The 23914-nt window shown below is 74.6% G+C and carries 24 protein-coding genes and 1 pseudogene; 8 read left to right on the forward strand and 17 right to left on the reverse strand.

What is annotated here, in order from left to right; all coding sequences use genetic code 11:
• Positions 1-30: 30 nt before the first annotated feature.
• The gene (locus AC4MBH_RS23885; RefSeq protein ID WP_491797915.1) at positions 31-507 is read right to left on the reverse strand and encodes a hypothetical protein; all 477 of its coding nucleotides are present in this window, start codon (positions 505-507) and stop codon (positions 31-33) included.
• Between the two features lie 80 nt (positions 508-587).
• Here AC4MBH_RS23885 and AC4MBH_RS23890 point away from each other — a divergent pair, with 80 nt between their 5' ends.
• Positions 588-1706 (forward strand): DNA glycosylase AlkZ-like family protein, encoded by a 1119-nt coding sequence (locus AC4MBH_RS23890; protein WP_491797916.1) that lies wholly within the window; start codon positions 588-590, stop codon positions 1704-1706.
• Positions 1707-1898: 192 nt separating this feature from the next.
• Here the strand turns inward: AC4MBH_RS23890 and AC4MBH_RS23895 are convergent, their stop codons facing one another.
• The 6 genes from AC4MBH_RS23895 to AC4MBH_RS23920 form a co-directional block, all read right to left on the reverse strand.
• Positions 1899-2384: a PGPGW domain-containing protein gene (locus AC4MBH_RS23895; protein ID WP_491797917.1), complete on the reverse strand. Its 486-nt coding sequence runs from the start codon at positions 2382-2384 to the stop codon at positions 1899-1901.
• A complete protein-coding gene (locus AC4MBH_RS23900; protein WP_491797918.1) occupies positions 2381-2818 on the reverse strand; it encodes a PGPGW domain-containing protein in 438 nt (145 codons plus the stop codon). Before AC4MBH_RS23900 ends, AC4MBH_RS23895 begins: the two co-directional genes overlap by 4 nt.
• Before the next feature lie 54 nt (positions 2819-2872).
• Complete coding sequence (locus AC4MBH_RS23905; protein WP_491797919.1) at positions 2873-3382, reverse strand: nuclear transport factor 2 family protein; 510 nt, start codon at positions 3380-3382, stop codon at positions 2873-2875.
• Between the two features lies 1 nt (position 3383).
• Positions 3384-4364, reverse strand: coding sequence for an SGNH hydrolase domain-containing protein (locus AC4MBH_RS23910; protein WP_491797920.1), 981 nt, complete (start codon positions 4362-4364; stop codon positions 3384-3386).
• Positions 4365-4435: 71 nt separating this feature from the next.
• Positions 4436-5200, reverse strand: coding sequence for a lytic murein transglycosylase (locus AC4MBH_RS23915; RefSeq protein WP_491797921.1), 765 nt, complete (start codon positions 5198-5200; stop codon positions 4436-4438).
• Positions 5197-7479: an acyltransferase family protein gene (locus AC4MBH_RS23920; RefSeq protein WP_491797922.1), complete on the reverse strand. Its 2283-nt coding sequence runs from the start codon at positions 7477-7479 to the stop codon at positions 5197-5199. The genes AC4MBH_RS23915 and AC4MBH_RS23920 overlap by 4 nt, the downstream gene beginning before the upstream one ends.
• A gap of 165 nt (positions 7480-7644) precedes the next feature.
• Between AC4MBH_RS23920 and AC4MBH_RS23925 the strand changes: the two genes are divergently transcribed.
• Positions 7645-9270, forward strand: coding sequence for an adenylate/guanylate cyclase domain-containing protein (locus AC4MBH_RS23925; RefSeq protein WP_491797923.1), 1626 nt, complete (start codon positions 7645-7647; stop codon positions 9268-9270).
• On the opposite strand, the pseudogene AC4MBH_RS23930 reads toward AC4MBH_RS23925, so the two are convergent.
• A pseudogene (locus tag AC4MBH_RS23930) lies at positions 9262-10101 on the reverse strand (SLAC1 family transporter); the annotation flags it as partial. The gene AC4MBH_RS23925 and the pseudogene AC4MBH_RS23930 sit on opposite strands and share 9 nt — an antisense overlap.
• Before the next feature lie 76 nt (positions 10102-10177).
• Between AC4MBH_RS23930 and AC4MBH_RS23935 the strand changes: the two are divergent.
• Positions 10178-11068: a LysR family transcriptional regulator gene (locus tag AC4MBH_RS23935; protein ID WP_491797924.1), complete on the forward strand. Its 891-nt coding sequence runs from the start codon at positions 10178-10180 to the stop codon at positions 11066-11068.
• Between the two features lie 12 nt (positions 11069-11080).
• Here the strand turns inward: AC4MBH_RS23935 and tpx are convergent, their stop codons facing one another.
• The 4 genes from tpx to AC4MBH_RS23955 all read right to left on the reverse strand — a co-directional run bounded on the left by tpx (position 11081) and on the right by AC4MBH_RS23955 (position 15470).
• The gene (gene tpx / locus AC4MBH_RS23940; RefSeq protein WP_491797925.1) at positions 11081-11572 is read right to left on the reverse strand and encodes a thiol peroxidase; all 492 of its coding nucleotides are present in this window, start codon (positions 11570-11572) and stop codon (positions 11081-11083) included.
• Between the two features lie 46 nt (positions 11573-11618).
• Positions 11619-12995 carry a lytic transglycosylase domain-containing protein gene (locus tag AC4MBH_RS23945; RefSeq protein ID WP_491797926.1) on the reverse strand — a complete coding sequence of 459 codons (1377 nt, stop codon included), beginning with the start codon at positions 12993-12995 and terminating at the stop codon, positions 11619-11621.
• 222 nt (positions 12996-13217) lie between these two features.
• Positions 13218-14096, reverse strand: coding sequence for a hypothetical protein (locus tag AC4MBH_RS23950; RefSeq protein ID WP_491797927.1), 879 nt, complete (start codon positions 14094-14096; stop codon positions 13218-13220).
• 51 nt (positions 14097-14147) lie between these two features.
• The gene (locus tag AC4MBH_RS23955; protein ID WP_491797928.1) at positions 14148-15470 is read right to left on the reverse strand and encodes a D-arabinono-1,4-lactone oxidase; all 1323 of its coding nucleotides are present in this window, start codon (positions 15468-15470) and stop codon (positions 14148-14150) included.
• On the opposite strand from AC4MBH_RS23955, the gene AC4MBH_RS23960 reads away from it, so the two are divergent.
• From AC4MBH_RS23960 to egtD, 3 genes are read left to right on the forward strand one after another with little or no spacing between them, the layout of a single operon-like run.
• Positions 15469-16674, forward strand: coding sequence for an amino acid deaminase/aldolase (locus tag AC4MBH_RS23960; RefSeq protein WP_491797929.1), 1206 nt, complete (start codon positions 15469-15471; stop codon positions 16672-16674). The two genes, AC4MBH_RS23955 and AC4MBH_RS23960, sit on opposite strands and share 2 nt — an antisense overlap.
• Before the next feature lie 54 nt (positions 16675-16728).
• A complete protein-coding gene (egtB, locus tag AC4MBH_RS23965) occupies positions 16729-18072 on the forward strand; it encodes an ergothioneine biosynthesis protein EgtB (protein WP_491797930.1) in 1344 nt (447 codons plus the stop codon).
• Positions 18069-19052 carry an L-histidine N(alpha)-methyltransferase gene (egtD, locus tag AC4MBH_RS23970; RefSeq protein WP_491797931.1) on the forward strand — a complete coding sequence of 328 codons (984 nt, stop codon included), beginning with the start codon at positions 18069-18071 and terminating at the stop codon, positions 19050-19052. The genes egtB and egtD overlap by 4 nt, the downstream gene beginning before the upstream one ends.
• Positions 19053-19129: 77 nt before the next feature.
• On the opposite strand, the gene AC4MBH_RS23975 is transcribed toward egtD, so the two are convergent.
• From AC4MBH_RS23975 to AC4MBH_RS23985, 3 genes are read right to left on the reverse strand one after another with little or no spacing between them, the layout of a single operon-like run.
• A complete protein-coding gene (locus AC4MBH_RS23975) occupies positions 19130-19303 on the reverse strand; it encodes a hypothetical protein (protein ID WP_491797932.1) in 174 nt (57 codons plus the stop codon).
• 34 nt (positions 19304-19337) lie between these two features.
• The gene (locus AC4MBH_RS23980) at positions 19338-20486 is read right to left on the reverse strand and encodes a cysteine desulfurase-like protein (RefSeq protein ID WP_491797933.1); all 1149 of its coding nucleotides are present in this window, start codon (positions 20484-20486) and stop codon (positions 19338-19340) included.
• A gap of 1 nt (position 20487) precedes the next feature.
• Positions 20488-21282: an HAD-IIA family hydrolase gene (locus AC4MBH_RS23985; protein WP_491797934.1), complete on the reverse strand. Its 795-nt coding sequence runs from the start codon at positions 21280-21282 to the stop codon at positions 20488-20490.
• 36 nt (positions 21283-21318) lie between these two features.
• Here AC4MBH_RS23985 and AC4MBH_RS23990 point away from each other — a divergent pair, with 36 nt between their 5' ends.
• Positions 21319-21669 (forward strand): MmcQ/YjbR family DNA-binding protein, encoded by a 351-nt coding sequence (locus AC4MBH_RS23990; RefSeq protein WP_491797935.1) that lies wholly within the window; start codon positions 21319-21321, stop codon positions 21667-21669.
• A gap of 24 nt (positions 21670-21693) precedes the next feature.
• Here AC4MBH_RS23990 and AC4MBH_RS23995 read toward each other — a convergent pair whose 3' ends face one another.
• Positions 21694-22578, reverse strand: coding sequence for an aldo/keto reductase (locus AC4MBH_RS23995; protein WP_491797936.1), 885 nt, complete (start codon positions 22576-22578; stop codon positions 21694-21696).
• Positions 22579-22587: 9 nt separating this feature from the next.
• Positions 22588-23307, reverse strand: a complete 720-nt coding sequence (locus tag AC4MBH_RS24000) for a molybdopterin-dependent oxidoreductase (RefSeq protein WP_491797937.1) — start codon at positions 23305-23307, stop codon at positions 22588-22590.
• Positions 23308-23363: 56 nt separating this feature from the next.
• Here AC4MBH_RS24000 and AC4MBH_RS24005 point away from each other — a divergent pair, with 56 nt between their 5' ends.
• Positions 23364-23912, forward strand: coding sequence for a TetR/AcrR family transcriptional regulator (locus AC4MBH_RS24005; RefSeq protein WP_491797938.1), 549 nt, complete (start codon positions 23364-23366; stop codon positions 23910-23912).
• Positions 23913-23914: the final 2 nt, after the last annotated feature.

Below are 23914 nucleotides of genomic sequence, written 5' to 3' on the forward strand. Positions count from 1 at the left end.
GGAGGACGACCCTAGGCGCAGGGTCCGACATCACCGGCGGGCCCGACCGCCGGCACCCGAGGCCGCGTCGACGACCCGGCGCTGGGCGGCGGGACGCCAGCCGAAGTTGAACGCCGCCACGAGGTCACCCGTCGCGCGGTCGGTCACCCGGACCGACCGCAGGAGCCGGCCCTGGTGCGCGGTCACGTCGACGGCCGCGACCGGGGCCGACAGCTCGACCTTCTTCTTGTCGGTGATGCGCACGGTCTTGTCGAGGACCAGCAGGCGCCGATCGGTCACGACCAGCCAGACCGCCGCGATGCCGCCGCCCGACATCCCGAACCCGGCAGCGGTCGTGATCGAGGTGATCGCGACGTCGCGCACGAGGCCACCCGCGGCGGCGCCGGCGGCCCGGCCGGCGCTGCGCCCCTTCTTGACCTGGCAGACCTCCGCCACCAGGGCGGTCTCGCCCTCCGGCAGCAGGCGCGCCACCTGGTCGAGCGCGCGGTCCCTCGCTCTCAGCCTCACCCGTCGTAGTCCACCACGTCGGTGGCGACGACGCTCCGCCCGGTCGCGGACGGCGCCGCCCGGTGCCATGATCGCTGCTCGTGGCCCCGCACCCGCTCACCCGCGCGGAGGCCCGCCGGGTCGCCGTCCGCGCGCAGCTGCTGACCGCCGGGCGCCCGACCGACGTGCTCGAGGTGGTGCGCCACCTGACGTTCGTGCAGCTCGACCCGACCCGCCACGTGGCCCCGAGCGCCGACCTGGTGCTGTGGAGCCGGATCGGGGCGTCGTACGACGCGGGCGAGCTGCGCGACCTGCTCGACCAGCAGGTGCTCATCGACCACCACCAGCTCGCGCGGCCCGCGGCGGACCTCGCCCTGCACCGCGCCCACATGGCGCAGTGGCCGGGCCCGGAGCCGTGGCGGCCGTGGCAGGAGGACCTGGTCGGCTGGGTCGCCGCCAACGACGCCTGTCGCCGCGACGTGCTCGAGCTGCTGCGCGGGGACGGGCCGCTGCCGGTCTCGGAGATCCCCGACACCTGCGAGGTGCCGTGGCCCTCGAGCGGCTGGAACAACGACAAGAACGTCAAGATGCTGCTGGCCCAGATGGTCGAGCGCGGCGAGGTCGCCCGCGCCGGCCGCGGCGGCTCGGGAGGCCGCGAGGTGCTGTGGGACCTCGCCGAGCGCATCTACCCCGACGACCCGGTCCCGTCGCCGGAGGAGGCCGACCGGCTGCTCGACGAGCGCCGGCTGCGCTCGCTCGGCATCGCCCGCGGCCGGTCGGCCAAGGTGCCCGCCGAGCCCAACGGCGTCGGCGCGGCCGGTGAGGCCGCCGTGGTCGAGGGCGTGCGGGGCACCTGGCGGGTCGACCCCGCCTGGCTGGACGACGCCACCGGCCCCTTCGAGGGACGCGCGGCGATCCTCTCCCCGCTCGACCGGCTGGTCGCCGACCGCAAGCGGCTGGCCGAGCTGTTCGAGGCCGAGTACTACCTGGAGATGTACAAGCCGGCCGCCCGTCGCCGCTGGGGCTACTGGGCGATGCCGGTGCTCTGGGGCGACCGCGTCGTCGGCAAGCTCGACGCCGTCGCCGACCGCGACGCCGGTGAGCTGCGGGTCGACGCCGTGCACGAGGACGAGCCGTGGTCGCCCGCGTGCCGCGACGACGTGGGCGCCGAGGTCGAGGCGCTGGCGGCGTGGCTGGGGCTGGCGGCGGTGGTGCTGTGAGTGGGGCGGTCGCCGAGGACCCGGCGTCCGGGCGAGCATGGTCCCGTGGACCCCGCCGACGTACGACGCTCGAAGCGGCTCTCCCAGGTGCTGCGGCACCGGCCCGGGGCCGCGCCTGGGCGGCGGTGACCTCGGGACTGTTCCCTCGCCGGGTTCGGTCCCTACCTCACCGCTCCCCCGGCCGACCCCCGGTCAGCGGAGCTTGGCGTCCTCGTCGGCTTCCTCGATGTCGGCCTCGAGGGCCGCGACGGCCTCGGGCTTGCCGTGGAAGCGGCGGTAGGAGTAGACGAGCAGGCCGGCCGCGATGAAGGCGGAGAGCACCAGGCTCACCCCCGTCCAGAACCCGCCCGGCAGCCAGGTCCAGTCGGGCAGCGGCCACCAGCCCGGCTGGGCGGGTTCGATCAGGAACAGCGCGCTGACGGCGACGAGGCCGAGCACGCCGAGGCAGGAGATGGCGATGCGCAGGAACGTCTCGACGCTCTCGGCCGCACCCTTGAAGGCGCGGTACTTGACCGGGGCGAGGCGACGCTCGGCCCACTCGTACTGCTGGGACAGGATCGCCAGCCCGCCGAAGATGCCGAGCAGCCCCGGGCCCGGCAGCGCGATCATCGCGATGCCGGCCAGGAGCAGGCCCCAGCCCAGGATCTCGAGCACTACCCGCCGCGCCGCCGACTTCATGGACGAATGATCCCAGACGAGGTCAACCGGGACCGGTAGGTCCACACGACCAGGCCGAGGGTGAGCAGTCCCGACACCAGCTGGCCGACGCCGCTCCACAGCCCGCCCGGCAGCCAGGTCCACGCCGGCAGCACCCACCACCCCGGCTGCGGCGGGTCCCAGACCCAGAGCAGGCCGGACGCCGCCAGCGCCGTGCAGACGGCCATCGAGGTCCACGCCCGGGCGTGGGTGGCCACCCCGCGACGGGCGCTCTCGAGCGCCCGGTCGCGCAGCGCCTCCACCCGTCGCTCGGCCCACTCGTGCTGCCCGGCGAGCACCGCCATCCCGGCGGCCATGAGCAGCAGGCCCGGCCCGGGCAGCGGGAACAGGACGACGCCGACGACCAGGAGGACCCAGCCGAGCGCGGTCAGCGCCCAGCCCCGGATCCTCGTCACCGGTCCAGGGTCACCGCTCCAGGCGACCGGCCGGTGAACGCCGGACGACGCCGGTCAGCCGCCGAACCGGGCGACGTAGGCCCGGCCCTCGTCGCCCAACCGGCCGTGCTCCTCGGCGACCCGGGCCCACCGCAGCGTCATCCGCATGAAGCGCAGCGGGTTGTAGACGTCCTCCTCGCGGGAGAACAGGCCGTCGCCGGCGTAGGTCATGATCGTCAGGTTGGACTGCTCGTGGACCGACCCGTCACCGGGGTCGGGCATCAGGTTGCGCACCTCGCAGATCAGCCGCGACGTCGACTCGTCGACGGTCTGCCAGGCCAGCGGGAAGCCGGTCATCACCGAGCCGGGGAACGACGTCATCGTGGCCACCGACCACTCGCGGATCGCGTCGCGGCCACGGAAGGTCCCGAACGCGTGCTCGACGTACTCGGCGTCCTCGGTGAAGCCCAGGCAGAAGTCGTCCCAGTCACCGGTGCGCGCGTGCTCCTGCACGCGGACGTGCAGGGCGGCGTAGGCCTCGGTGATCTCGGCGGCGCTGAACCCGCCGCCGCGCGCCGCGCCCACCTCAGCAGAGGATCGGGATCGAGCAGGGCGGCACCGAGGGCTCGGGCGGCGCGACCGCGTCGACCGTGGCCTCGAAGTACGACGCCAGCGAGGCCGACCGGGTGGCCGACAGGTGCAGGTCGTCGAACCACGTGCGCACCGACCCGACCTTGCCGCGGCACACGCTGGAGGTGCAGAACACCCGGTTGACGTCGATCAGGGCGCGCGGGCCGAGCACGGGGCGCAGCGCGTCGCGCACCCAGCGCTTCGTCGCGGCGGCCTCCGGCAGCGACCGCTTGCGCGGCAGGCTGCAGGCGTAGGGGTCGTTGCCCTGAGGGCAGCTACGGTGCCGCGCGGGCACCGTCGCGACCTGGCCGATGACGTCGGCCCTCGCGCCGATCGAGCGGAGGGTGCGGGCCAGTCGCGGCGTCCCCCGGCGCATCGCCTTGGCCATCTGGCCGACGTAGGAGGAGCGGTCGCCGACCTTGTTGGCGTGCACGTAGCGCTGCCAGCTGCCGGCGAGGACGATCCGGTAGGGCTGGTCGCCGCGCTCGAGCCGGCGGGTGACCTCGATGCCGAGGGCGTTGGAGCGGAAGCACGCGGGGGCCGAGGCGGTGGGGCGCACCTGGTTGTCCATCGGCGGGCAGGAGCCCATCATCACGGCGACCAGGTTGACGCCACGGCCGCGCACGGCCTCCTTGAGGGCCGGGATGAACATCCACGAGTGCGAGTCGCCCCAGATCACGATCGAGGGCCGGTTGCCGTCGTACTGGTTGAGCGCGCACACGACCGGCTTCGACGGGATCTTCTCCTTGGGCGTCGCGCAGCGGCGCGGCATCCGGGGGAAGTCCTGGCTGGGGTTGCCGGCCCGGGCCGACGGCGAGGGGTCGTCCGCGCGGGCGGCGGACGGTGACGCCGTCACGAGGAGGGCCGCGAGCAGCGCCGTGACCACGGCGGTGACGAGCGCGGCGAGGGACGCGGCGGTGAGGGAGCGAGTTCTCATGGTGTAGCCATGATCACACCGCGGACGCCGTCGCGCAGCCGAGCCCGGCATTCGGCACCGACGCCCGACGGTCACCGGGTCCGGTCGGCGTACGCCGTGGCGGCGGCGTGCACGTCGGCGACGTAGACCCGGGCGTGGTTGTAGGAGAGCACGCCGTCGGTCCAGCCCTCCCCGGTGGACAGGTCACGACCGCCGGCGCAGAGGTAGCCGGCCGCGGCGAGGGCGGCGTCGTCGAGGTCGTTGGGGTCGCTCACGCCGTCCCCGTCGCCGTCGGCGGCCCAGGTCTCCCACGTGCTGGGGATGAACTGCATCGGCCCCACGGCGTGGTCCCAGTCGGGGTCGCCGTGGTAGGCGGTCGACCCCGCCGTGGCGGGGATCGCGGCGAACGGCCCCTCGCCGTCGAGCGCGGGACCGAGGATGCGGGAGGACGAGTGCCCGTCGGCGAGGAGCTCGCGGCCGCCGAGGGTGCCGTGCTGCGACTCGATCCAGCCGATGCCGGCGAGCGTGGTCCAGCCGAGGCCGCAGCCGTCGTCGGTCGTCAGCTCGGCACGGGCGTAGGCGCCCAGCGCGGTCTCGGACAGGCCGGCGGCGCTCGCGGTGCGGCGCAGCCAGTCGGGGTCGACCCGGGGCACGCCGGAGGCGCCGGCGGGTGCGACCGGCGGCGGGCGGTCGACCGGTGCCGGCGACACCGGGACCGACCCGGAGGAGCCGGTGGGCGTCAGGTCGGTGACGGGCGGCCTCGCGTACAGCGACTGCTGGGCGACGTAGGCCACGCCGGAGACCGCCGCCAGGGCCACCACGAGGAGCAGCACGGCGCGCAGGGGACGATCGGTCACGTCGGCGGTACCGCGACTTCCTTGATGCTCGGGACGAAGTACTTCTTCAGGGTCCGGGACATCTTGGCGCTGAGGTGGTTGTCGTCGAAGTAGTAGGTGATGCCGTCCGCCTCGGCGAAGCAGGTGGTGGCGTTGCAGAGCGCGTCGGCGACGTCGATCAGCCGCGGCGGCGTGGGGCCGTCGTCGTCGGCGCGCTGGACGCCCTTGACGTCGGCGTCGGTGGTGGTGACGACGACCGGCTCGTCGGTGTCGGGATCGGTGGCGCCGTCGAGGAGCGCCATCAGGCCCTTGACCCAGCTGCGGTTCTGGCCCTCGTCCTTGATCGCCCGCGAGCGCGGGACGTCGCAGGAGTAGGGGCGCGTGATCGCCTCGCAGAGCGGGGCGTTGCGCGGGATGATCGGCGTCGGACCGACGATGTCGACGTCGGCCTCGATCTCGCCGAGGCGCTGGAACAGCGCCGGGGTGCCGGTCTCGACGTAGCCCGCCATCCGGTCGATGTACTCCTCGTTGGCGTTGTCGAGGTCGCGCTCCTGGGCCAGGCCGACGGTGGGCGTGCCCCGGTAGGTCTCGAAGCTGAAGCTGCCGATGATCTTCAGCGGCGCGCGGTCGTCGACGTGGCGCTCGGCGAAGTTGAGGGCCGCGCGGTTGGAGCGGGCGCACGCGCCGGCGGCGGTCTCGGTGGGCAGGAACATCGGGCAGGCGCCCATCACGAACGCGACCAGGTTGACGTCGCGCTTCTTGGCCGCCGCCTCGAGCGCGGGGATGTACATCCAGGCGTGGGAGTCACCCCACAGCATCACCGTGGGCCGGCCGAACTCGAACGGCACCAGGTCGCACTGGCCCGGCTTGTCGGGGATGTACGTCGCCTCGCCCAGGCACTCCTCGGGCAGGTCGGGCACGTCGGACAGCTGCTCGGCCACCGACTGCCAGTGCGGCGAGGTCTCGGCCTCCTCGGCGAGCGCGAGCGCCCCGCCGGAGAGCCCGGCCACGCAGGACATGGCCAGGATGCCGCTGATCATCACCCGACGCGAGCCCCAGGTGCGGCTCTTGGTGACGGTGCCGGACCGCTTGTAGAACAACCCCTCGATGTAGCGGTAGCTGAGCCAGGCGACGAACAGCGCCCCCAGCACGAGCACGACCCGCGCCTCCAGCGGCGGCGGCGCGAGGTTGAGCGACTCGCCGAGCACCAGGAACGGCCAGTGCCACAGGTACCAGCCGTAGGAGACCAGGCCGAGCCCGACGAGGAACCTGATCGACAGCAGCCGGGTGGCGACGGTCGGGGCGCCTACCCCCGCCCACACCAGCAGCACCGCGGCCGTGCACGGCAGCAGCGCCCAGTAGCTGGGGTAGCCCTCGGTCGGCATCGGCTGCCAGAGGAGGAAGCCGATGATGACCACGCCGGCCAGGCCCATCACCTCGCGCACGTCCTCGGCCGGCCGGACACGGCGTACGACGAGGGCGAGCGCGACGCCGATGAGGAACTCGAAGGCCCGCGTGATCGGCAGGTAGTAGGCCGCGTCGGGGTTGCTGCCGGACCACGCGATCGCGAGCGCGGCCGAGGCCACGGCGAGCAGCACGGTCACCACGAGCAGCACCCGCACGACCTGCACGCGCAGCACCTTGGCCAGCACCCAGGCCACCAGGATGGCCAGCGGCAGCGCGAGGTAGAACTGCTCCTCGACCGAGAGCGACCAGGTGTGGAGCAGCACGCCGGTGCCGGGCTGGTGGGCGAAGTAGTCGACGTCGCCGGACTGGGTGGCGTCGAGGAAGAAGAAGTTGGAGACGAACCCGGCGGCGGCGGCCGCCGACCGGGCGGTCTCCTGCAGGGGCCCGTCGCCCCCGACCGCGGTCGGGGGGAGGATGAAGTAGCTGAGGATCAGGACGCCGATGATCATCGTCGCCTTGGCGGGGATCAGGCGCCGGGCGCGGCGGGCGTAGAACGCGCCCCACTTGATGCCCCCGGTCTTGGTGAACTCGTACATCAGCAGACCGGTGATGACGTAGCCGGAGACCACGAAGAAGAGGTCGAGGCCGATGTAGCCGCCCCCGAAGCCGGGCACCTCGGCGTGGAAGCCCATCACCATGATCGCGGCCGCGCCGCGGATGCCGTCGATGTCGGGGCGGTACTCGGCGCGGGACTGGGCGCTGCCGGCGTTGCGGGCGCTCTTGACCAGCGACGGCCGGCCCGACGACCCCTGGTCGGCGGCCCCGGCCTGGGGCTGCTCGTCGTCCGGGTCGCGCTTGCCACCGCGGGTCGGGGCAAGGGTCGATCCGCTCACGACGCGCGCCCTCCTTCGGTCCCCATGCCCCGTTCCCGGATCGAGGCAACCGTCACAGCGCTCACCAGTATGGGGCGTCCCCCGGGTTCGATGTGAACCTACGGACGGATTGGTCACAGGGGCGCCCGCCCGTCGACGGACGTCGCCGCGCACTACCGTTGCGCCGTGGACGACCCCCGGCGCAACCCGTTCGGGTCGCGCTGGCTCGGTCCCGCCGACCAGTCGGTCCGTGCGCTGCGCATCCGGGTGCAGCTGCTGCTCACCGCGCTGCTGCTCACCACCAACCTCGTGGGTGCCGTGGTGGTCGTGGTCGTCTCGAGCGTGGTCGTCCCGGCCCAGGCGCCCACCGACGGGACGCTGCTGTCCCTCTACATCGCCGTGCCGGTGTACGTCGCCGTGGCCGTCGTCCTGGGCGCGGTGCTGGGCACGACCACCACCCTGCGCGCGATGCGCTGGGCGCTCACCGAGCGCGCGCCGGACGCCGCGGACCGCCGCCGCACCCTGCAGGTGCCGCTGCGGCTGACCCAGGTGCAGGGGTTGCTGTGGGGCGGGGCCGCGACGCTGTTCACGGTGCTCGCGGTGGCGCTGCAGCCGGCCCGGGCGGTGACGACCTTCGCGACCGTCGCGATCGCCGGCGTCGTCGTGTGCGGGGTCGCCTACCTGTTCACCCAGTTCGTGATGCGGCCGCTCTCGGCCCGCGCGCTGGCGGCCGAGCCGATGAGCGCCCGGCCCCGTGGGGTCGGGGTCGGCGACCGGATGATCATCTTCTGGTGCGTCGGGACCGGGGTGCCGGTGCTGGGCCTCATGCTCTCGGCGGTCCTGATGCTCGCCGGCGTCGACGCCTCGCTCACCAAGCTGGCGGTCGTCGTCCTGGTGGTCGGTGGCGTCGTGCTGGTCTTCGGGTCGCTCATCACGGTGCTCAACGCGAGGTCGGTGGTCGCGCCCGTGCTCTCGGTGCACGACGCCCTCCTCGACGTCGAGCGCGGCGACCTCGACCGCGAGGTCCCCGTCTACGACGGCACCGAGCTCGGGCTGCTGCAGTCGGGCTTCAACCAGATGGTCCACGGGCTGCGCGAGCGCGAGCACCTGCGCGACCTGTTCGGCCGCCACGTCGGGCAGGAGGTGGCCGCCGCGGCCGCCGCCGGCGCGGTGGAGCTCGGCGGTGAGACCCGCGTGGCGTCGGTCCTCTTCGTCGACCTCGTCGGCTCGACGACGTACGCCACCGAGCACTCCGCGGCCGACGTCGTCGAGGTGCTCAACCGCTTCTTCGGCGTCGTCGTCGACGAGGTCGACCGGCACCGCGGCCTGGTCAACAAGTTCATCGGCGACGCCGTCCTGGCGGTCTTCGGCGCCCCGGTCGAGCTGCCCGACCACGCCGAGCGTGCCCTCGCGGCCGCCCGGGCGATGGCGCGGCGGCTGGCGGTCGAGGTGCCCGAGATCGGCGCCGGCATCGGGGTCTCGACGGGCGAGGTCGTGGCCGGCAACGTCGGCCACCGCAGCCGCTTCGAGTACACCGTGATCGGCGACGCCGTGAACTCCGCCTCCCGGCTCACCGACCTGGCCAAGGACGCACCGGGGTGCGTGCTGGTGGCGCAGGCCGCCGTCGACGCCGCCGGCGACGACGAGGGGCGCCACTGGCGCCGCCACGGGAGCGTGCGGCTACGGGGTCGCGCCGAGGAGACGCCGACCGCCGTGCTCGCCGACGCCGGGCCGCAGGTGGCGCACGGTCCCGGCGGCGGCGGCCACCCAGCCGAGCACGACGACGACGGTGAGGACCGCGGCCGCGACTGACCAGCCCAGCGCCCCCGCACCGGAGGCGACCGTGGCGACCGGGAAGGTGAACGACCACCACCCCGGCGTGTACGCCGGCCGCGACCGCGCCACGTGGGCCGCCGCCACCACCAGCCAGGCCAGCGCGGCGAGCAGCACCGGCGGACCGGCGTACGACGTGAGCGACGCGGTGCCCGACACGGGGCCGAGGTGGTGCAGCGCCGTCACCGACTGGCCGAGCGGCCCGAGCACGATCAGCCACGCCGGGGCGGCGGCGGCCGGTCCGGGGCCGTGGCGCCGCAGCCGGGTCGCGAGCAGCGCGAGCACCCGGGTGGTGCCGACCACGCTGAGCAGGAGCAGCGCCCAGCACAGCACGACGAACGCCGTCCGCGCCGGGCCGGCCGGCACGTGCGGCACGAGCAGGGCGCCGGTGGTGGCGCTCACCGTCGGGGGGACGACCGGCACCAGCCACCACGGGCCGACGTCGGCGAGCGGGGTGCCGCGCGAGGCCCGGGGGACGACGACGGCGGTGACGACGCCGAGGGCGGTGCCGGCCGCCCAGAGCAGGCCGGCGAGCAGCAGCACCGGCAGGGCCGTCCCCTGGGTGGCGAGGGCCCCGGCGCCGACGGCCATCAGTGCCATCGCCGGCGCCCCGAGGAAGTGCCGCTGGACCGGGTGGTCGAGCCAGGAACGCGGGTGGGCCAGGGACGCGGTCACCAGGACGCCCAGCAGCACCGCCGCGAGCAGCCAGGTGACGAGGGCGACGCCCGGCGCGTGGGGTGCGAGCAGGACCGCGAGGATCCCGGTGCCCATCACGGAGGTGAACCACTGCGGGACGGGACCGGTCGGCATGCCTCCACGGTCGCCTCCGGCGGCGCCGCGCGGTAGCCACCGCGTCGCTGTGGGCTCACAGGGCTACCCTGTGACTGTGCTGCCCGACCTTCCGTCGCTGCGACTCCTCGCCGACGTGTCCCGGCTCGGCAGCATCGGCGCCGCCGGGCGCGAGGCCGGCATCTCGCAGCAGTCGGCCTCCGAGCGGCTGCGGGCGCTCGAGGCGCGCACCGGGCTGGCCCTGGTGCAGCGGGCGACGTCGGGGTCGACGCTCACGCCGACCGGGCGGCTGCTCGTGGAGTGGACCGCCGACCTGCTCGAGCGCGCCGACGAGGTCGAGGCGGCGATCCGGACGCTGCGCGAGGACCGCTCGCGCGAGCTGCACGTGCACGCCTCGATGACCGTCGCCGAGCACCTGCTCCCCCGCTGGCTGGTGCGGCTGCGCCGCGAGGGCTCGGTCGCCGCCACCATGACGGCCACCAACTCCGACGCCGTGCTGGCGGCCGTGCGCGCCGGCGAGGCCGACGTCGGGTTCGTCGAGGGCCCGGGCGACCTCGCCGGCCTGGGCTCCGCGGTCGTCGGCGCCGACCAGCTGGTCCTGGTGGCGGCCCCCGACGACCCGTGGGCGCGCCGTCGTACGCCGCTGGGCCCGGGCGCGGTCGCCGCGCGCGCCCTCACCACCCGCGAGCGCGGCTCCGGCACCCGCCTGGTCTGGGAGCAGGCGCTCGCCGCGGCCGGCGCGACGTCCGTCGCGCCCGACTCCGAGCTCACCACCACGGCCGCGGTGCTCGCCTCGGTGGCGGCGGGCGGGCCGCCGGCGTTCGTCAGCGGCCGCGCCGCCGAGCGCGACGTGGCGGCCGGGCTGCTCGTCGAGGTGCCGACGACGGGGCTCGACCTGGGTCGGGCGTTCACCGCCGTCTGGCTCGGCGGGCGCCGTCCGCCCACCGGTCCGGTGCGCGACCTGCTGGCGATCGCGGCCCGCGGCTAAGGCGTGCCCGGGTCAGCCGAGCGCGGCGACCGCGGCGTCGTAGTCGGGCTCCTGGCCGATCTCGGGGGACAGCTGCTGGTAGATCACGGTGCCGTCGCGGTCGACGACGACGACCGAGCGCGCGAGCAGCGCCTCGAACTTGCCGTCGGTGAGCGTGACGCCGTAGTCGGTGCCGAAGGTGGACTTGTACGCCGTGGCGGCGGTGACGCCGTCGATGCCCTCGGCGCCGCAGAAGCGGGCCAGCGCGAACGGGAGGTCGACCGAGACGCAGACGACCGTCGTGTCGTCGAGGGACGCGGCGAGCTCGTTGAACTTCCGCACGCTCGCGCCACAGACGCCGGTGTCGACGCTGGGGAAGATGTTGAGGATGGTGCGGGTGCCGCCGGCGAGGGTGACCTCGCCGAAGTCGGAGCCGGTCAGGGTGAACGCCGGGGCGGTCGAGCCGACCGCGGGGAGCTCACCGACGGTGTGACAGGGGGTGCCGCCGAGGGCAGTAGTGGCCATGGGCCATTCCTAGCAGGTCGCTCGACGCGGCGGCCCCGGGGCGGCGTCAGTCGCGCCGGGCCTCGGCGCCCACCGGCGCGGCGGCGGTGGGCTCGGGCGCGGCCGGGCCCTGTCCGGGCAGCGTGTACTCGACGAGGCAGGCGTCGTAGTCGTCGTCGGTCCGGGCCGGGTCGTCGACCAGGGCCAGGTCGTCGGCGCAGTAGGCCGCGGCCTCCTCGGGCGTCAGCGACGTCGGCTCGACCGTCTCGACGGGCGGCGGCGGCTCGGTCGGCTCGGCGGGCTCGGTGGGCTCAGCGGGCTCGGTGGGCTCAGCGGGCTCGGTGGGCTCGGTCGGCTGGTCGACGGGTGCCTGCACGGGCCCGCCGGTCGTGGGGACCGGGTCGGCGGTGGGCGCGTCACCGGGCGTGGTCGGGCCGGAGCCGGGGCCGGGGGTACCCGGACCGGCGGGGTCTGCGCCCGCCTCGGGGACGTCCTCACCGCGGCCGCCGCCGTCGGCGTCGCCGAACCCGTGGAGGGGGGCCGCGGCCGTCTCGATGTCGCTGACGCGGGCGGACGCGCCGCGGTCGCCCGCGATCGGCACCAGGGGGCCGAGCTGGCCGGTGCGGGCGTTGAGGACCGGGGACGGGCCGGAGGTGAAGTCGCCCTCGAGGTAGCCGTTCATGAGCGACAGCACGAGGTCGACGTAGGCGTCGCTGTGGTTGTAGCGGTGGACCGCGAGCCGCTGGCCGGTCGTGCCGGAGAGGTCCTCGGTGCCGGAGCAGAGGTAGACCGCGGCGGCGAGCGCGGCGTCGTCGATGTCGTGCGGGTTGCGCAGACCGTCGTTGTCGGCGTCGACGCCGACGACCGCCCAGGTGGAGGGGATGAACTGCATCGGGCCGACGGCACGGTCGTGGTGCTGGTCGGCGTCGTACTCACCGGCGTCGGTGTCGCGGATGAGCGCGGTGCCGTTGCGGCCGTCGAGGACGGGGCCGATGATCGAGGGGCTGGCGACGCCGTCGGCGTCGAGGGTGGCGCCGGCGAAGCGGCCGTGGTCGGACTCGACCTTGCCGATGGCGGCGAGCAGCTGCCAGCTCACCCGGCAGGTGGCGTCGGCGGCGTTGATGACGGTCTCGGCGCGCTGGTAGGCAGCGAGCGCCGCGGGCGGGATGTCGCTCGTGGAGCCGGTGGCGGCCACCCGGGCGAACCGGCCGTCGGTCGCGGTGACCTCGGTGGGGTCGGACAGGCTGGCGGGGTAATCGATCGGCGCGCCCGGCAGGCGGGTGCCGTCGGGCAGCGTCCGGGGCTCGTCGGTCGGTTGCTCGACGGCGGTGCCGGCGGGCACCACGGGGCCGGCGCCGGCCAGGTGGGCCGTCCAGGCGACCGAGACCATCGCGAGGGGTACGACGGTCGCGACTCGCTGGAGGCGGGTCGTGCTGCGTGCCATCTGGATGAGCTCCCGGGTTGTGTGCTGCGGACGTCCTGTCGCGCGTGACCTTGGACGTCGTGCCCACTGCCGGGCTCCATTAGACCACCCGCCACCTCACGATTCACCCGAAGTGGAGTCCCCCGCCGAGCGTTCAGGCCCCGTTCAGGGAACGTTGGGATGCCCTTTCGTGCCGGACTCCCGAAGATGACGAGATGTGCCCGGTGGTGAGAGGGCGGTCGATCAGAGGACCGAGCGGAACCGGACCGTGCCGCGGGTCAGGCGCAGCCCCTTGATGCCGGAGTGGCGCTGGGCGAACGCCAGCTCCTTGGCGAGGTCGCCGATGTTGTTCGACGCCGGCAGCGGGGCGAGCCCCAGCGTCGAGAGCGTGCCGACGGCCTTGCCCCCCGCGGTCATGAAGCCCGAGCCCGAGTCGCCGGGCACGCCCGGGGTGAGCGTGTAGAGCGGGTGCGACCATCCCTGGTCGGCGGCGCTGTCGCCGAGACCGACGCCGTACTTGGGCGAGAGCACCGTGAGCCCGCCGCGCAGGCTGGAGTTGCCGTAGCTGTAGACCCGCTCGGCGGCGCGGACGCCGTTGCGGTCGATCCCGGTGGGGCCGCCGAAGAACGGCACCGACGGGTTCACCTTGCGCACGTCCTTGCGGTTGACCTTGACCAGCGCGAAGTCGTTGTAGGCGCAGGTCTGCGGGTCGCGGGTGCCCAGCTTCTTCTGGGTGAGCCAGGAGGAGTAGGCCAGCCGGCCGCCGCCGAGGCGGGTGCCGTTGCTGACCAGGCTGCCGCCCCGCACGAAGTCGACCTTGGTGCCCAGCGGCAGCGACGGGGTCCCGCAGCCGTCGGTGTCGGTGGCCGCGCCCTTGCCGGCGCAGTGGGCGGCGTACCCGACGTAGACCCCGCCGACGGCGTCGGTGAAGACGAAGTTGGCCGTGCACTGCGCCCCGGCGGTGTACATCTGGACGCCCGGCGTGATCGTCGCCCGGGCGGCCGGTGTCCAGGACGTCTTGCGCTGGGCGGGTGCGGCCTCACCGGTGGTCGGCGCGAGCAGGAGCGCGCCGGCCAGGACGGCTGAGGTGACGGCGGCGAGCAGACGGGCGGGGCGGGTCATCGGTCCTCCACGAGATCGGGTCACTGCTCCAACGAGCGGGTCCCGCCCGGGTCACGCCCCGAGCACGTGGGCGAGGTGGTCGTTGCCGAGCACCCGCTGCGGGTCGAGCCGGTCGCGCAGCGCCGTGAGCTCGGCGAACCGGGGGTAGCGCTCGCTCAGGGTGGCGGCGTCCAGCCCGTGCAGCTTGCCCCAGTGCGGGCGGCCGCCGACGTCGCCGGCGATCGCCTCCAGCGTCGCGAAGTACGCCGCGCGGTCGGGGCTGCCCGGCGCCGTGTGCACCGCGACGTACGTCGTGTCGCGGCCCTCGGCGGTGGAGAGCGGGATGTCGTCGGCCGCCGCGACCCGCACCTCGACCGGCACCGCGATCCGCCACCGGCTGCGCTCGACGGCCGCGACCAGCTCGCGCAGCACGTCGAGGCCGTGCTCGCGGGGGACGGCGTACTCCATCTCCTCGAAGCGCACCCGGCGCGGGGAGGTGAACACGCGGTGGGAGACGTCGCTGAACTCGCGGGCCCCGAGCGCGGACGCCGACACCGCCGCGAGCGGCCGCACGAGCCGGGGCACCCGTCTTCCGGCGCCGACGACGCCACCGAAGACGGTGTTGCTGAGGAAGTCGTCGTCCCACCACGCCCGCCGCGACGAGAGCGGCTGCAGGTCGTCGAGGCCGACGCGGGTGTTGTGCTTGGTGAGCGCCTTGCGGGTGTGCGGGAACCAGTAGAACTCGGCGTGGTCGGTGGTCTCGCAGTCGTCCTCGAAGCGCTCCAGCACCGCGTCGAGCGTGCTGCCGCCCTCGCGGGCGTGCAGGCCGTACGCCGGCTCGCACTGCAGCGTGACCTCGGTGACGACCCCGAGCGCGCCGAGGCCCACCCGGGCCGCGGCGAGGACGTCGGCGTTCTCCGACGCCGAGCAGCTCAGCGTCGAGCCGTCGGGCAGCGCGAGCACCAGGCCGCGGACCTGGGTGGCGAGGCCGCCGAACCGCGCGCCGGTGCCGTGGGTGCCGGTCGAGATCGCCCCGGCGAGGGTCTGCGCGTCGATGTCGCCGAGGTTGGTCATCGCCAGGCCGAGGGCGTCGAGGGCCCGGTTCAGCGCCGCCAACCGGATGCCGGCCCCGACGGTGACCAGGCCGGTGGCGGCGTCGGCGCGCCGCACCCGGTCGAGCCGGTCGAGCCGCAGCTGCACGTCGACCGGCTGACCGATGGCGGTGAAGGAGTGGCTGCTGCCGATCGGTCGCACCCGGCGTCCGCGGGCGGCGGCGTCGGCGAGGACCGTCGCGACCTCCTGGGCGTCGCGGGGCGACACGACCTCGATGCCGTCGGCGCCCTGGTTGCCCGCCCAGTTGCGCCAGGTGCCCGGGCTGCGTTGACTCGCCGTCATGGAGAGCCAGCATGCCCGGGTCGAGCACGCGACGCAGCACCTCGACGCACCGGTCGCCGTCGTCGACCTCACGGCGTACGACGCCAACGCCGACGACCTGGCCCGCCGGGCCGCCGGCACCCCGATCCGGGTGGCCAGCAAGTCGGTGCGCTGCCGGGCGCTGCTCGACCGCGTCCTCGACCACGAGGGCTACGCCGGCGTGCTGGCGTTCACCCTGGCCGAGGGGCTCTGGCTGGCCGACGAGCACGAGGACGTCGTGGTCGGCTACCCCACCGCCGAGCGCGCCGCACTGCGCGAGCTGGCCGCCGACCCGGTGCTGCTCGAGCGGGTGACCGTGATGGTCGACTCGGTCGAGTCGCTCGACCTGGTGCGCGCCACCGTGGCCGAGGTGGAGGTGCCGGTGCGGGTCTGCCTCGACCTCGACGCGTCGCTGCGGCTGCTGTCGGGACGGGTGCACCTCGGTCCGCGGCGCTCGCCGGTGCACGGGGTCGACGAGGCGGTCGCGCTGGCGCGGGCCGTGGCCGACGACCCGATGTTCGCGCTGGTCGGCCTGATGGCCTACGAGGGCCAGGTCGCCGGGCTGCAGGACCGTCCCGCGGGCGGGGTGCTCGGCGCCCTGCGCGGGGCCGCCGTACGCCGGCTCAAGCGGGTCTCGGTCGCCGAGCTGGCCGAGCGGCGCGGCGCCGTGGTCGCCGCGGTGCGCGAGGTCGCCGACCTCGAGTTCGTCAACGGCGGGGGCACCGGGTCGCTCGAGACCACGGTCGCCGACACCTCCGTCACCGAGGTCGCCGCCGGCTCCGGCCTGCTGGCGCCCGCGCTCTTCGACGGCTACGACGCGTTCACGCCGGCCCCGGCGGCGCTGTTCGGGCTGGCGGTCACCCGCCGCCCGGGACCCGGGCTGGTCACGGTCGCCGGGGGCGGGTGGGTCGCCTCCGGCGCGGCCGGACCCGACCGGCTCCCGGTGCCGACGTACCCCGCGGGGCTGCGGCTGCTCGGCACCGAGGGCGCGGGCGAGGTGCAGACGCCGCTGCGGGGCGCCGCCGCCGACGGGCTCGCCGTGGGCGACCGGGTGTGGTTCCGGCACGCCAAGGCCGGTGAGCTGTGCGAGCGGGTCGACGTGCTCCACCTGGTCGGCGGCGAGACCGGTGACGCGGTGGTGGCGTCGGTGCCGACGTACCGCGGCGAGGGCATGACGTTCCTGTGACGCCCTCCCCGTAGGGGGTCGAACTTGTCGGTGGCCTCGTGTTCAGTGGTCACCATGACCGTCCAGACACCTGCCGAGTGGGTCTCCACCATCGACGACCCCACCCCGCTGATCGAGCGCTACGACGAGGTGCGCGCCCACACCGAGCGCCTCGCCGCCCCGCTCTCCCCCGAGGACCAGACCGTCCAGTCGATGCCCGACGTCTCGCCGACGAAGTGGCACCGCGCGCACGTCACCTGGTTCTTCGAGACCTTCCTGCTGGCCGACCACGAGGTCGGCTTCTCGCCTTTTCAGGACCAGTACTGGTTTCTGTTCAACAGCTACTACGAGACCCTCGGGCCGCGGTTCTCGCGCCCCGACCGCGGTCTGGTCACCCGGCCCGGTGTCCACGAGGTCGGTGACTACCGCGCCAACGTCGACGACCGGGTCCGCGACCTCCTCTCCCGCCTCGACCAGGGCACGGTCGACAAGCTGGGTCCGACGATCGAGCTGGGCTTCCACCACGAGCAGCAGCACCAGGAGCTGCTGCTGATGGACATCAAGCACGTGCTCTCGCGCAACCCGCTCCAGCCGGTCTACGCCGGCACCCCCGCGCCCCGGTCCGAGCCCGACGAGCTGGGCTGGGTCGACGTCGAGGGCGGCCTGGTCGAGGTCGGCCACGACCCCGTCACCGAGGGCGGCTTCTGCTTCGACAACGAGCTCCCCCGCCACCGCCAGTGGCTCGAGCCCTACCGGCTGGCCGACCGGCTCGTGACCAACGGCGAGTGGCTCGACTTCATCGCCGACGGCGGCTACCGGCGCCACGAGCTGTGGCTCTCCGACGGGTGGGGCCGGGTCAACGCAGAGCACTGGGACTCCCCGCTCTACTGGACCCGGCACGACGACACCTGGCTCGAGCACACCCTGCACGGCACCTGGCCGGTCGACCCCGGCGCCCCCGTGTGCCACGTCAGCTTCTACGAGGCCGAGGCCTACGCCACCTGGGCCGGCAAGCGGCTGCCCACCGAGGGCGAGTGGGAGCACGCCGTGGTCTCGACGACGGCGGCTGAGGTGCCCGAGGGACGAGCGCCTCGACGCCCCGGCCAGCCGTCCCACCACCCGCGGGCCGCCGGTCCGGCCACCGGCGGCCTGCGCCAGGTGCTCGGCGACTGCTGGGAGTGGACCGCGTCGGCCTACCACCCCTACCCCGGCTTCCACCCGCCCGCGGGCGCGATCGGCGAGTACAACGGCAAGTTCATGAGCAACCAGATGGTGCTGCGCGGTGGCTGCGCCCTCACGCCGCCCGGCCACGCCCGCACGACCTACCGCAACTTCTACCCCCACCACGCCCGGTGGGCCGTCTCCGGCGTCCGCCTGGCCGACGGCGGCGCACCGCGGGCCGCGCGGGCCGCCCGATGAGCGGCCTCACGGTCTCGGTGGTCCTCGACCCCGACCTCGCCGCAGGCTCGCTGGTCGACGACGTCCGGCGCGGGCTCGGGTCGCACCCGCTCCGGCTGCCGCCCAAGTGGCTCTACGACGACGAGGGGTCACGGCTCTTCGACGAGATCACCCGGCTGCCGGAGTACTACCCGACCGAGGCCGAACGGGCCGTCCTGCGGGCGCACGCCGGCGACATCGTCGCGGCCAGCGGCGCCACCACCGTCGTCGAGCTCGGGTCGGGCACCAGCGACAAGACCCGCACGCTGCTCGACGCGTTCGCCGCGGCCGGGCGGCTGCGCCGGTTCGTGCCGCTCGACGTGTCCGAGGGCACCCTGCGCGGGGCCGCGGCGCTGCTCGCCGAGCGCTACCCCGGGCTCGCGGTCGAGGCGGTGGTCGGCGACTTCACCCTGCACCTGGGGCACCTGCCGCCCAACGAGCCCGGTGAGCGGCGGCTGGTGGCCTTCCTCGGCGGCACCATCGGCAACCTCTACGTCGAGGAGCGCGGCGCCTTCCTCGGCGCCCTCGCCGACTCCCTCGACCCCGGCGACTCGCTGCTGCTCGGCACCGACCTGGTCAAGCCCGTCGACCGGCTGGTGGCGGCCTACCACGACCCCGGCGGCGTCACCGACCGGTTCGTCCGCAACAGCCTCGCCGTGCTCAACCGCGACCTCGGCGCCGACTTCGACCTCGGCGCGTTCTCCTACGTGCCGCTGTGGGACGGCCACCTCGAGCGCATGGACCTGCGCCTGCGCGTCGAGTCCCCCCAGCACGTGACCCTCCCCGGCGCCGACCTCGAGCTCGACCTGGCCGCCGGCGAGGAGATCCAGGTCGAGATCTCCAGCAAGTTCCGCCCCGACGGCATCCGCGCCGAGCTCGACGCCGCCGGGTTCGAGACGGTCGAGCTGTTCACCGACCCCGCCCGCGACTTCGGGGTGACGCTGGCGCGGCTGGTGGGGTGAGGGTCGCCGGGGGCCGAGATTTCACCGGTGAGCCGGGGAAGTCTGAACTTCACGGGCAAAACCCCGGCCCCCACCCCCTACGGCCGCGGCGCGTCGTCCTCGCCGCTGTTGCTCGGGCAGTCGGGGTTGGTGCAGACCCGCTGGTCGACGGTGCCGTCGGGGTCGGCCTGGGCGATCGGTGCGGTGCCCTGGCGCGCCTTCAGCTCCACGTCGGAGCCACACACCTCGCACGGCTTGTTGTCGGCGTACACCGGCCCAGGATGGCACCCGCCCCCACTGAGCGGCTCAGCCGAGCCCGGCCAGCCCCTCGAGCAGCCGGTCGACGTCGCCGTCGTCGGTGTACGGCGACAGCCCGACCCGCACGCCGCCGGTGTCGCCGAGGCCGGCGTGCCGCGAGGCCTCGAGCGCGTAGAAGCTGCCGGCAGGGGCGACCACGCCGCGCTCGGCGAGCGCGACGCGCACCTCCTCGCCGGGGCGGCCGTCGACGTGCAGCAGCACCGTCGGCGTACGCCGCGCGGGCGAGCCGTGCACCCGCACGTGCGGGATCCGACCCAACCCGGCGAGCAGCCGCGCGAGCAGCGCGTCCTCGTGCTCGGCGACCGCCGCCATGCCGCCGATCGCGTCGATGAAGTCGATCGCCGCGGTGACGCCGGCGAGCTGCTCGTAGGGCAGGGTGCCGAGCTCGAACCGCTCGGGCACGGCGTCGGTCGAGGGCAGCAGCTTGTCGGGGTGCAGCGTCTCGAGCAGCGCCGGGGCGGCGGCGAGCACCCCGAGGTGCGGCCCGAAGAACTTGTACGGCGAGCAGGTCACCACGTCGGCCCCGAGGTCGGCGATCGACACCGGCAGGTGCGCGGCGAGGTGGACGGCGTCGACGTGCACGAGCGCCCCGACCTGGTGCGCGGCGTCGGCCACCGCCCGCACGTCGGGGCGGGTGCCGAAGAGGTTGGACGCACCGGTCACGGCGACGAGGCGGGTGCGCGGCGACAGCACGGTCGCGACGTCGTCGAGCTCGGTGGTGACGGGGTCGAAGCCCAGCCACCGCACGGTCGCGCCGGCGGCGCGCGCCGCCGATACCCAGGGACGCACGTTGGCGTCGTGGTCGAGCCGGGTCACCACCACCTCGTCGCCGGGACCCCACGACCGGGCCAGCACCCGGGCGAGGTCGAAGGCGAGCGCCGTCATCGACCGGCCGAACACCACACCACCGGCGTCGGCACCGAGGAACCCCGCCATCGCGGCCCGCGCCCCGACGGTCGTGGCCTCGGTGGCCCGCTCCGGCGCGGTCACCGAGCCGCGCTGGCACATGCCCGAGGTCATCGCGGCGGCCACCGCGCGAGCGACCTCCAGCGGCACCAGCGAGCCACCCGGGCCGTCGAAGCGGGCGAGGCCGTCGGCGAGGGCGGGGAACGACGACCGGACCTGCGCGACGTCCACGTCACTCCCCCGGCAGGACGTGCCGCACCAGGTCGGCGATGGAGTCGACCACCGACGTCGGGCGGTAGGGGAACGTCTCGACCTGCTCGGGCCGCGTCGACCCGGTGGTGACCAGGACCGTCCGCAGCCCGGCCTCGAGGCCGCTGATGATGTCGGTGTCCATCCGGTCGCCGACCATCACCGTCGACTCCGAGTGGGCGTCGATGCGGTTGAGCGCGCTGCGCATCATCAGCGGGTTGGGCTTGCCGATGAAGTACGGCGTGCGCCCGGTCGCGGTGCTGATCAGCGCCGCCACCGACCCGGTCGCGGGCAGCAGCCCGTGCTGGCTGGGCCCGCTGGGGTCGGGATTGGTGGCGAGGAAGCGGGCGCCCCCGGCGATCAACCGGATCGCCTTGGTGATCGCCTCGAAGGAGTAGGTCCGGGTCTCCCCCAGCACCACGTAGTCGGGCGCGCGGTCGGTCATCACGTAGCCGATGTCGTGCAGCGCCGTGGTCAGCCCCGCCTCGCCCACGACGTACGCCGTCCCGTGCGGGCGCTGGTCGGCCAGGAACTGGGCGGTGGCCAGCGCCGAGGTCCAGATCGCCTCCTCGGGCACGTCGATGCCGCTGCCGAGCAGCCGGGCCCGCAGGTCGCGCGGGGTGTAGATCGAGTTGTTGGTGAGCACCAGGAAGCGGCGACCGGAGGCCTTGAGCGCCTCGATGAAGTCGGTGGCCCCGGGGATGGGCACCTCCTCGTGGACGAGGACGCCGTCCATGTCGGTCAGCCAGGTCTCCACGGGTCGTGCGGTGAGCTCCATGGTCCCAGTGTCGACCACGGCGGGTGAGAATGAGACGTGCCGACCCGGATCGCCGACTTCCTCGACCTGGTCGACCAGCTGCCCGAGGTGACCCGCACCGCCCTCGACCGCTACACGAGGTTCGCGGTCGGCGGGCGCACGTTCGGCTACCTGTGGGAGCCGACCCGCACGGTCGGCCTCAAGCAGACCCGCGCGGAGCAGCTGGACCTGGTCGCCGAGCGGCCGGACGTCTTCGAGGTGCAGTTCACCGCCGAGGCGTTCGGCTGGGTGGTGGTGCACCTCGACGGCGTGGAGCGCGACGAGCTCGCCGAGCTGACCTTCGAGGCGTGGCGGCTCACGGCCCCGGCCACGCTGGTCGAGGCCCGCGCCGACCGGCTGCCCACCTGAGGCCGGCAGCCGGACCGGCCGGGCTCAGGAGGCGTCGAGCGAGGCCAGCTCGTCGGCGGTCAGCTCGAGGTCGGCGGCCGCGGCGGAGTCCTGGATCGACCGCGGGCGCTTGGCGCCCGGGATCGGGATCACCACGGGCGACCGGGCGAGCTCCCACGCCAGCGCGACCTGCTGCGGGCTGACGCCGTGGGCCTCGGCGACCCGCGCGAACGCCGGGTGCTCGTCGGCCAGGTCCTTGGCGCTGCCGAGGCCGCCGAGCGGGCTCCACGGCAGGAACGCCAGGCCGAGCTCGGTGCACACGTCGATCTCGGGGGCGCTGCTGCGGAACGCCGGGCTGTACTGGTTCTGCACGCTGACCAGCGCGTCGCCGAGCACCGAGTGCGCCAGCCGGATCTGGTCGGGGTCGGCGTTGGAGAGCCCGACCATGGCGACCTTGCCGGAGTCGTGGATCTCCTTGAGCGTGCCGACGACGGCGTCGTAGGGCACCGCCGGGTCGGGCCGGTGGTGTTGCCACAGGGCGATCTGCTCGACACCGAGCCGCTCCAGGCTGGCGTCGACGGCCGCCTTGAGGTGCGCTTCGGAGCTGTCGGTGCCCCAGCCGCCTCCCTCGGTGCGCACGTGCCCGCCCTTGGTGGCCAGCAGCACCCGGTCGCGCGCGCCGAGCTCGTCGAGGATCCCGGCGATCAGCCGCTCGTTCTCGCCCTGCGCGGCTGCGCCCTTCTCGTCCCCCGGCCCGTAGGCGTCGGCGGTGTCGAGCAGGGTGACGCCGGCGTCGAGGGCGGTGCGCACGGTGTCGACGAGCTGCTCGCGGGGCTGCGTGCCGGTCTGGTCGAAGGTCATCAGGCCGAGCCCGACCGCCCCGACCTCGTGCCGGCCGACGGTCTCGTTGCCGATGTGTCGTGTCTTCATGCCTCTGGTCTAGCGGGGCGCACCAAGCGTGCCCGCAGCGGGTCCGCCGCCGGGCCGGCGCGGTCGGACCCGTGGGGCGAGCCGCGGCACCACCCACCGGTAGACCCGGCGCACCAGCCACGCCGGGACGTAGCGGTGCCGCTCCTCGTGCCACACCCGGGCCCGTCGGTGCGGCTTGACGAGGCGCAGGCCGCGGTCGACCGAGGCCACCGGGTGGTAGCGCAGGCGTGGCTCGGTGGCGTGCAGCTCGATGCGGCGCAGGTGCTTGACGCTGACGAACCCGTACTGCTGCGGGCTGAGCACGCGCAGCGGCGCACCGTGCTCGAGGGTGAGCGGCGCGCCGTCGAGCCGGTCGGCGAGCAGCACGTCGTCGGCCAGGGCGTCCTCGACGGTCACCACCGCTCGGTAGCCGTCGTGCCCCTCGAGGACCAGGTACGCCGGCCGGGTGCGCCCGAGCCGGGGCTCGACGACCTGCTCCACGACGTCGGCCAGCCGCACGCCCTCCCAGCGCAGCCCCAGCGCCGTCCAGCCCGAGACGCAGTGGAAGTCGGCCTCGACCTCCACCCGCGGGAGCGCGGCCAGGTCGTCGGGGGCGAGGTCGCAGCGGTCGCCCGTGAGGCCGACCACCTCCACGACCGCGCCCTCGGGCACGGTCGGCGGCGGGCGGTCGAGGTCGGCGCCGAAGCGCGGGAACCCGTCGACGACCCACTGTCCTGGGGGAAGGGTCATGGCTCTCTCCGATCCGATCCGTACGGTGACGTATCTATACGGTAGCGTATGTCGGCGTGGCCGCACCTGTACGCACCCCGCGCGACCACTGGGTCGAGGGCGGGCTCGGGCTCCTCGCCGCCGGCGGCCCCGAGGCGGTCCGGGTCGAGGCGCTGGCCAAGGACCTCGGGGTCACCAAGGGCGGCTTCTACTGGCACTTCGCCGACCGACAGGCCCTGCTCGAGGCGATGCTCGACGCCTGGGAGGAACGGCTCGTCGACCAGGCGATCGAGACCGTCGAGAGCGGCGGCGGTGACGCCCGGGCCCGGCTCCGTCGCCTGTTCGCCCTGGCCCCCGACAGCGGCCCGCTGTTCGAGGTCGAGCTCGCGGTCCGCGACTGGGCCCGCCGCGACGCCCGGGTCGCGGCCCGGGTCCGGCGTGTCGACGACCGCCGGATGGGCTACCTCCGACCTCTCTTCGCGGCGTTCTGCCCGCCGGCCGACGCGGAGGGCCGCTGCCTGCTCGTGCTCACGCTGTGGATCGGCGCCGCGTTCGTCGACCCCGACCACCGGGGCCGCACCACCGAGCAGGCGCGCGCCGCCGCCGTGCGGCACCTGCTCCGCTGACC

Source organism: Nocardioides sp. WJ219 (genome assembly GCF_058559815.1).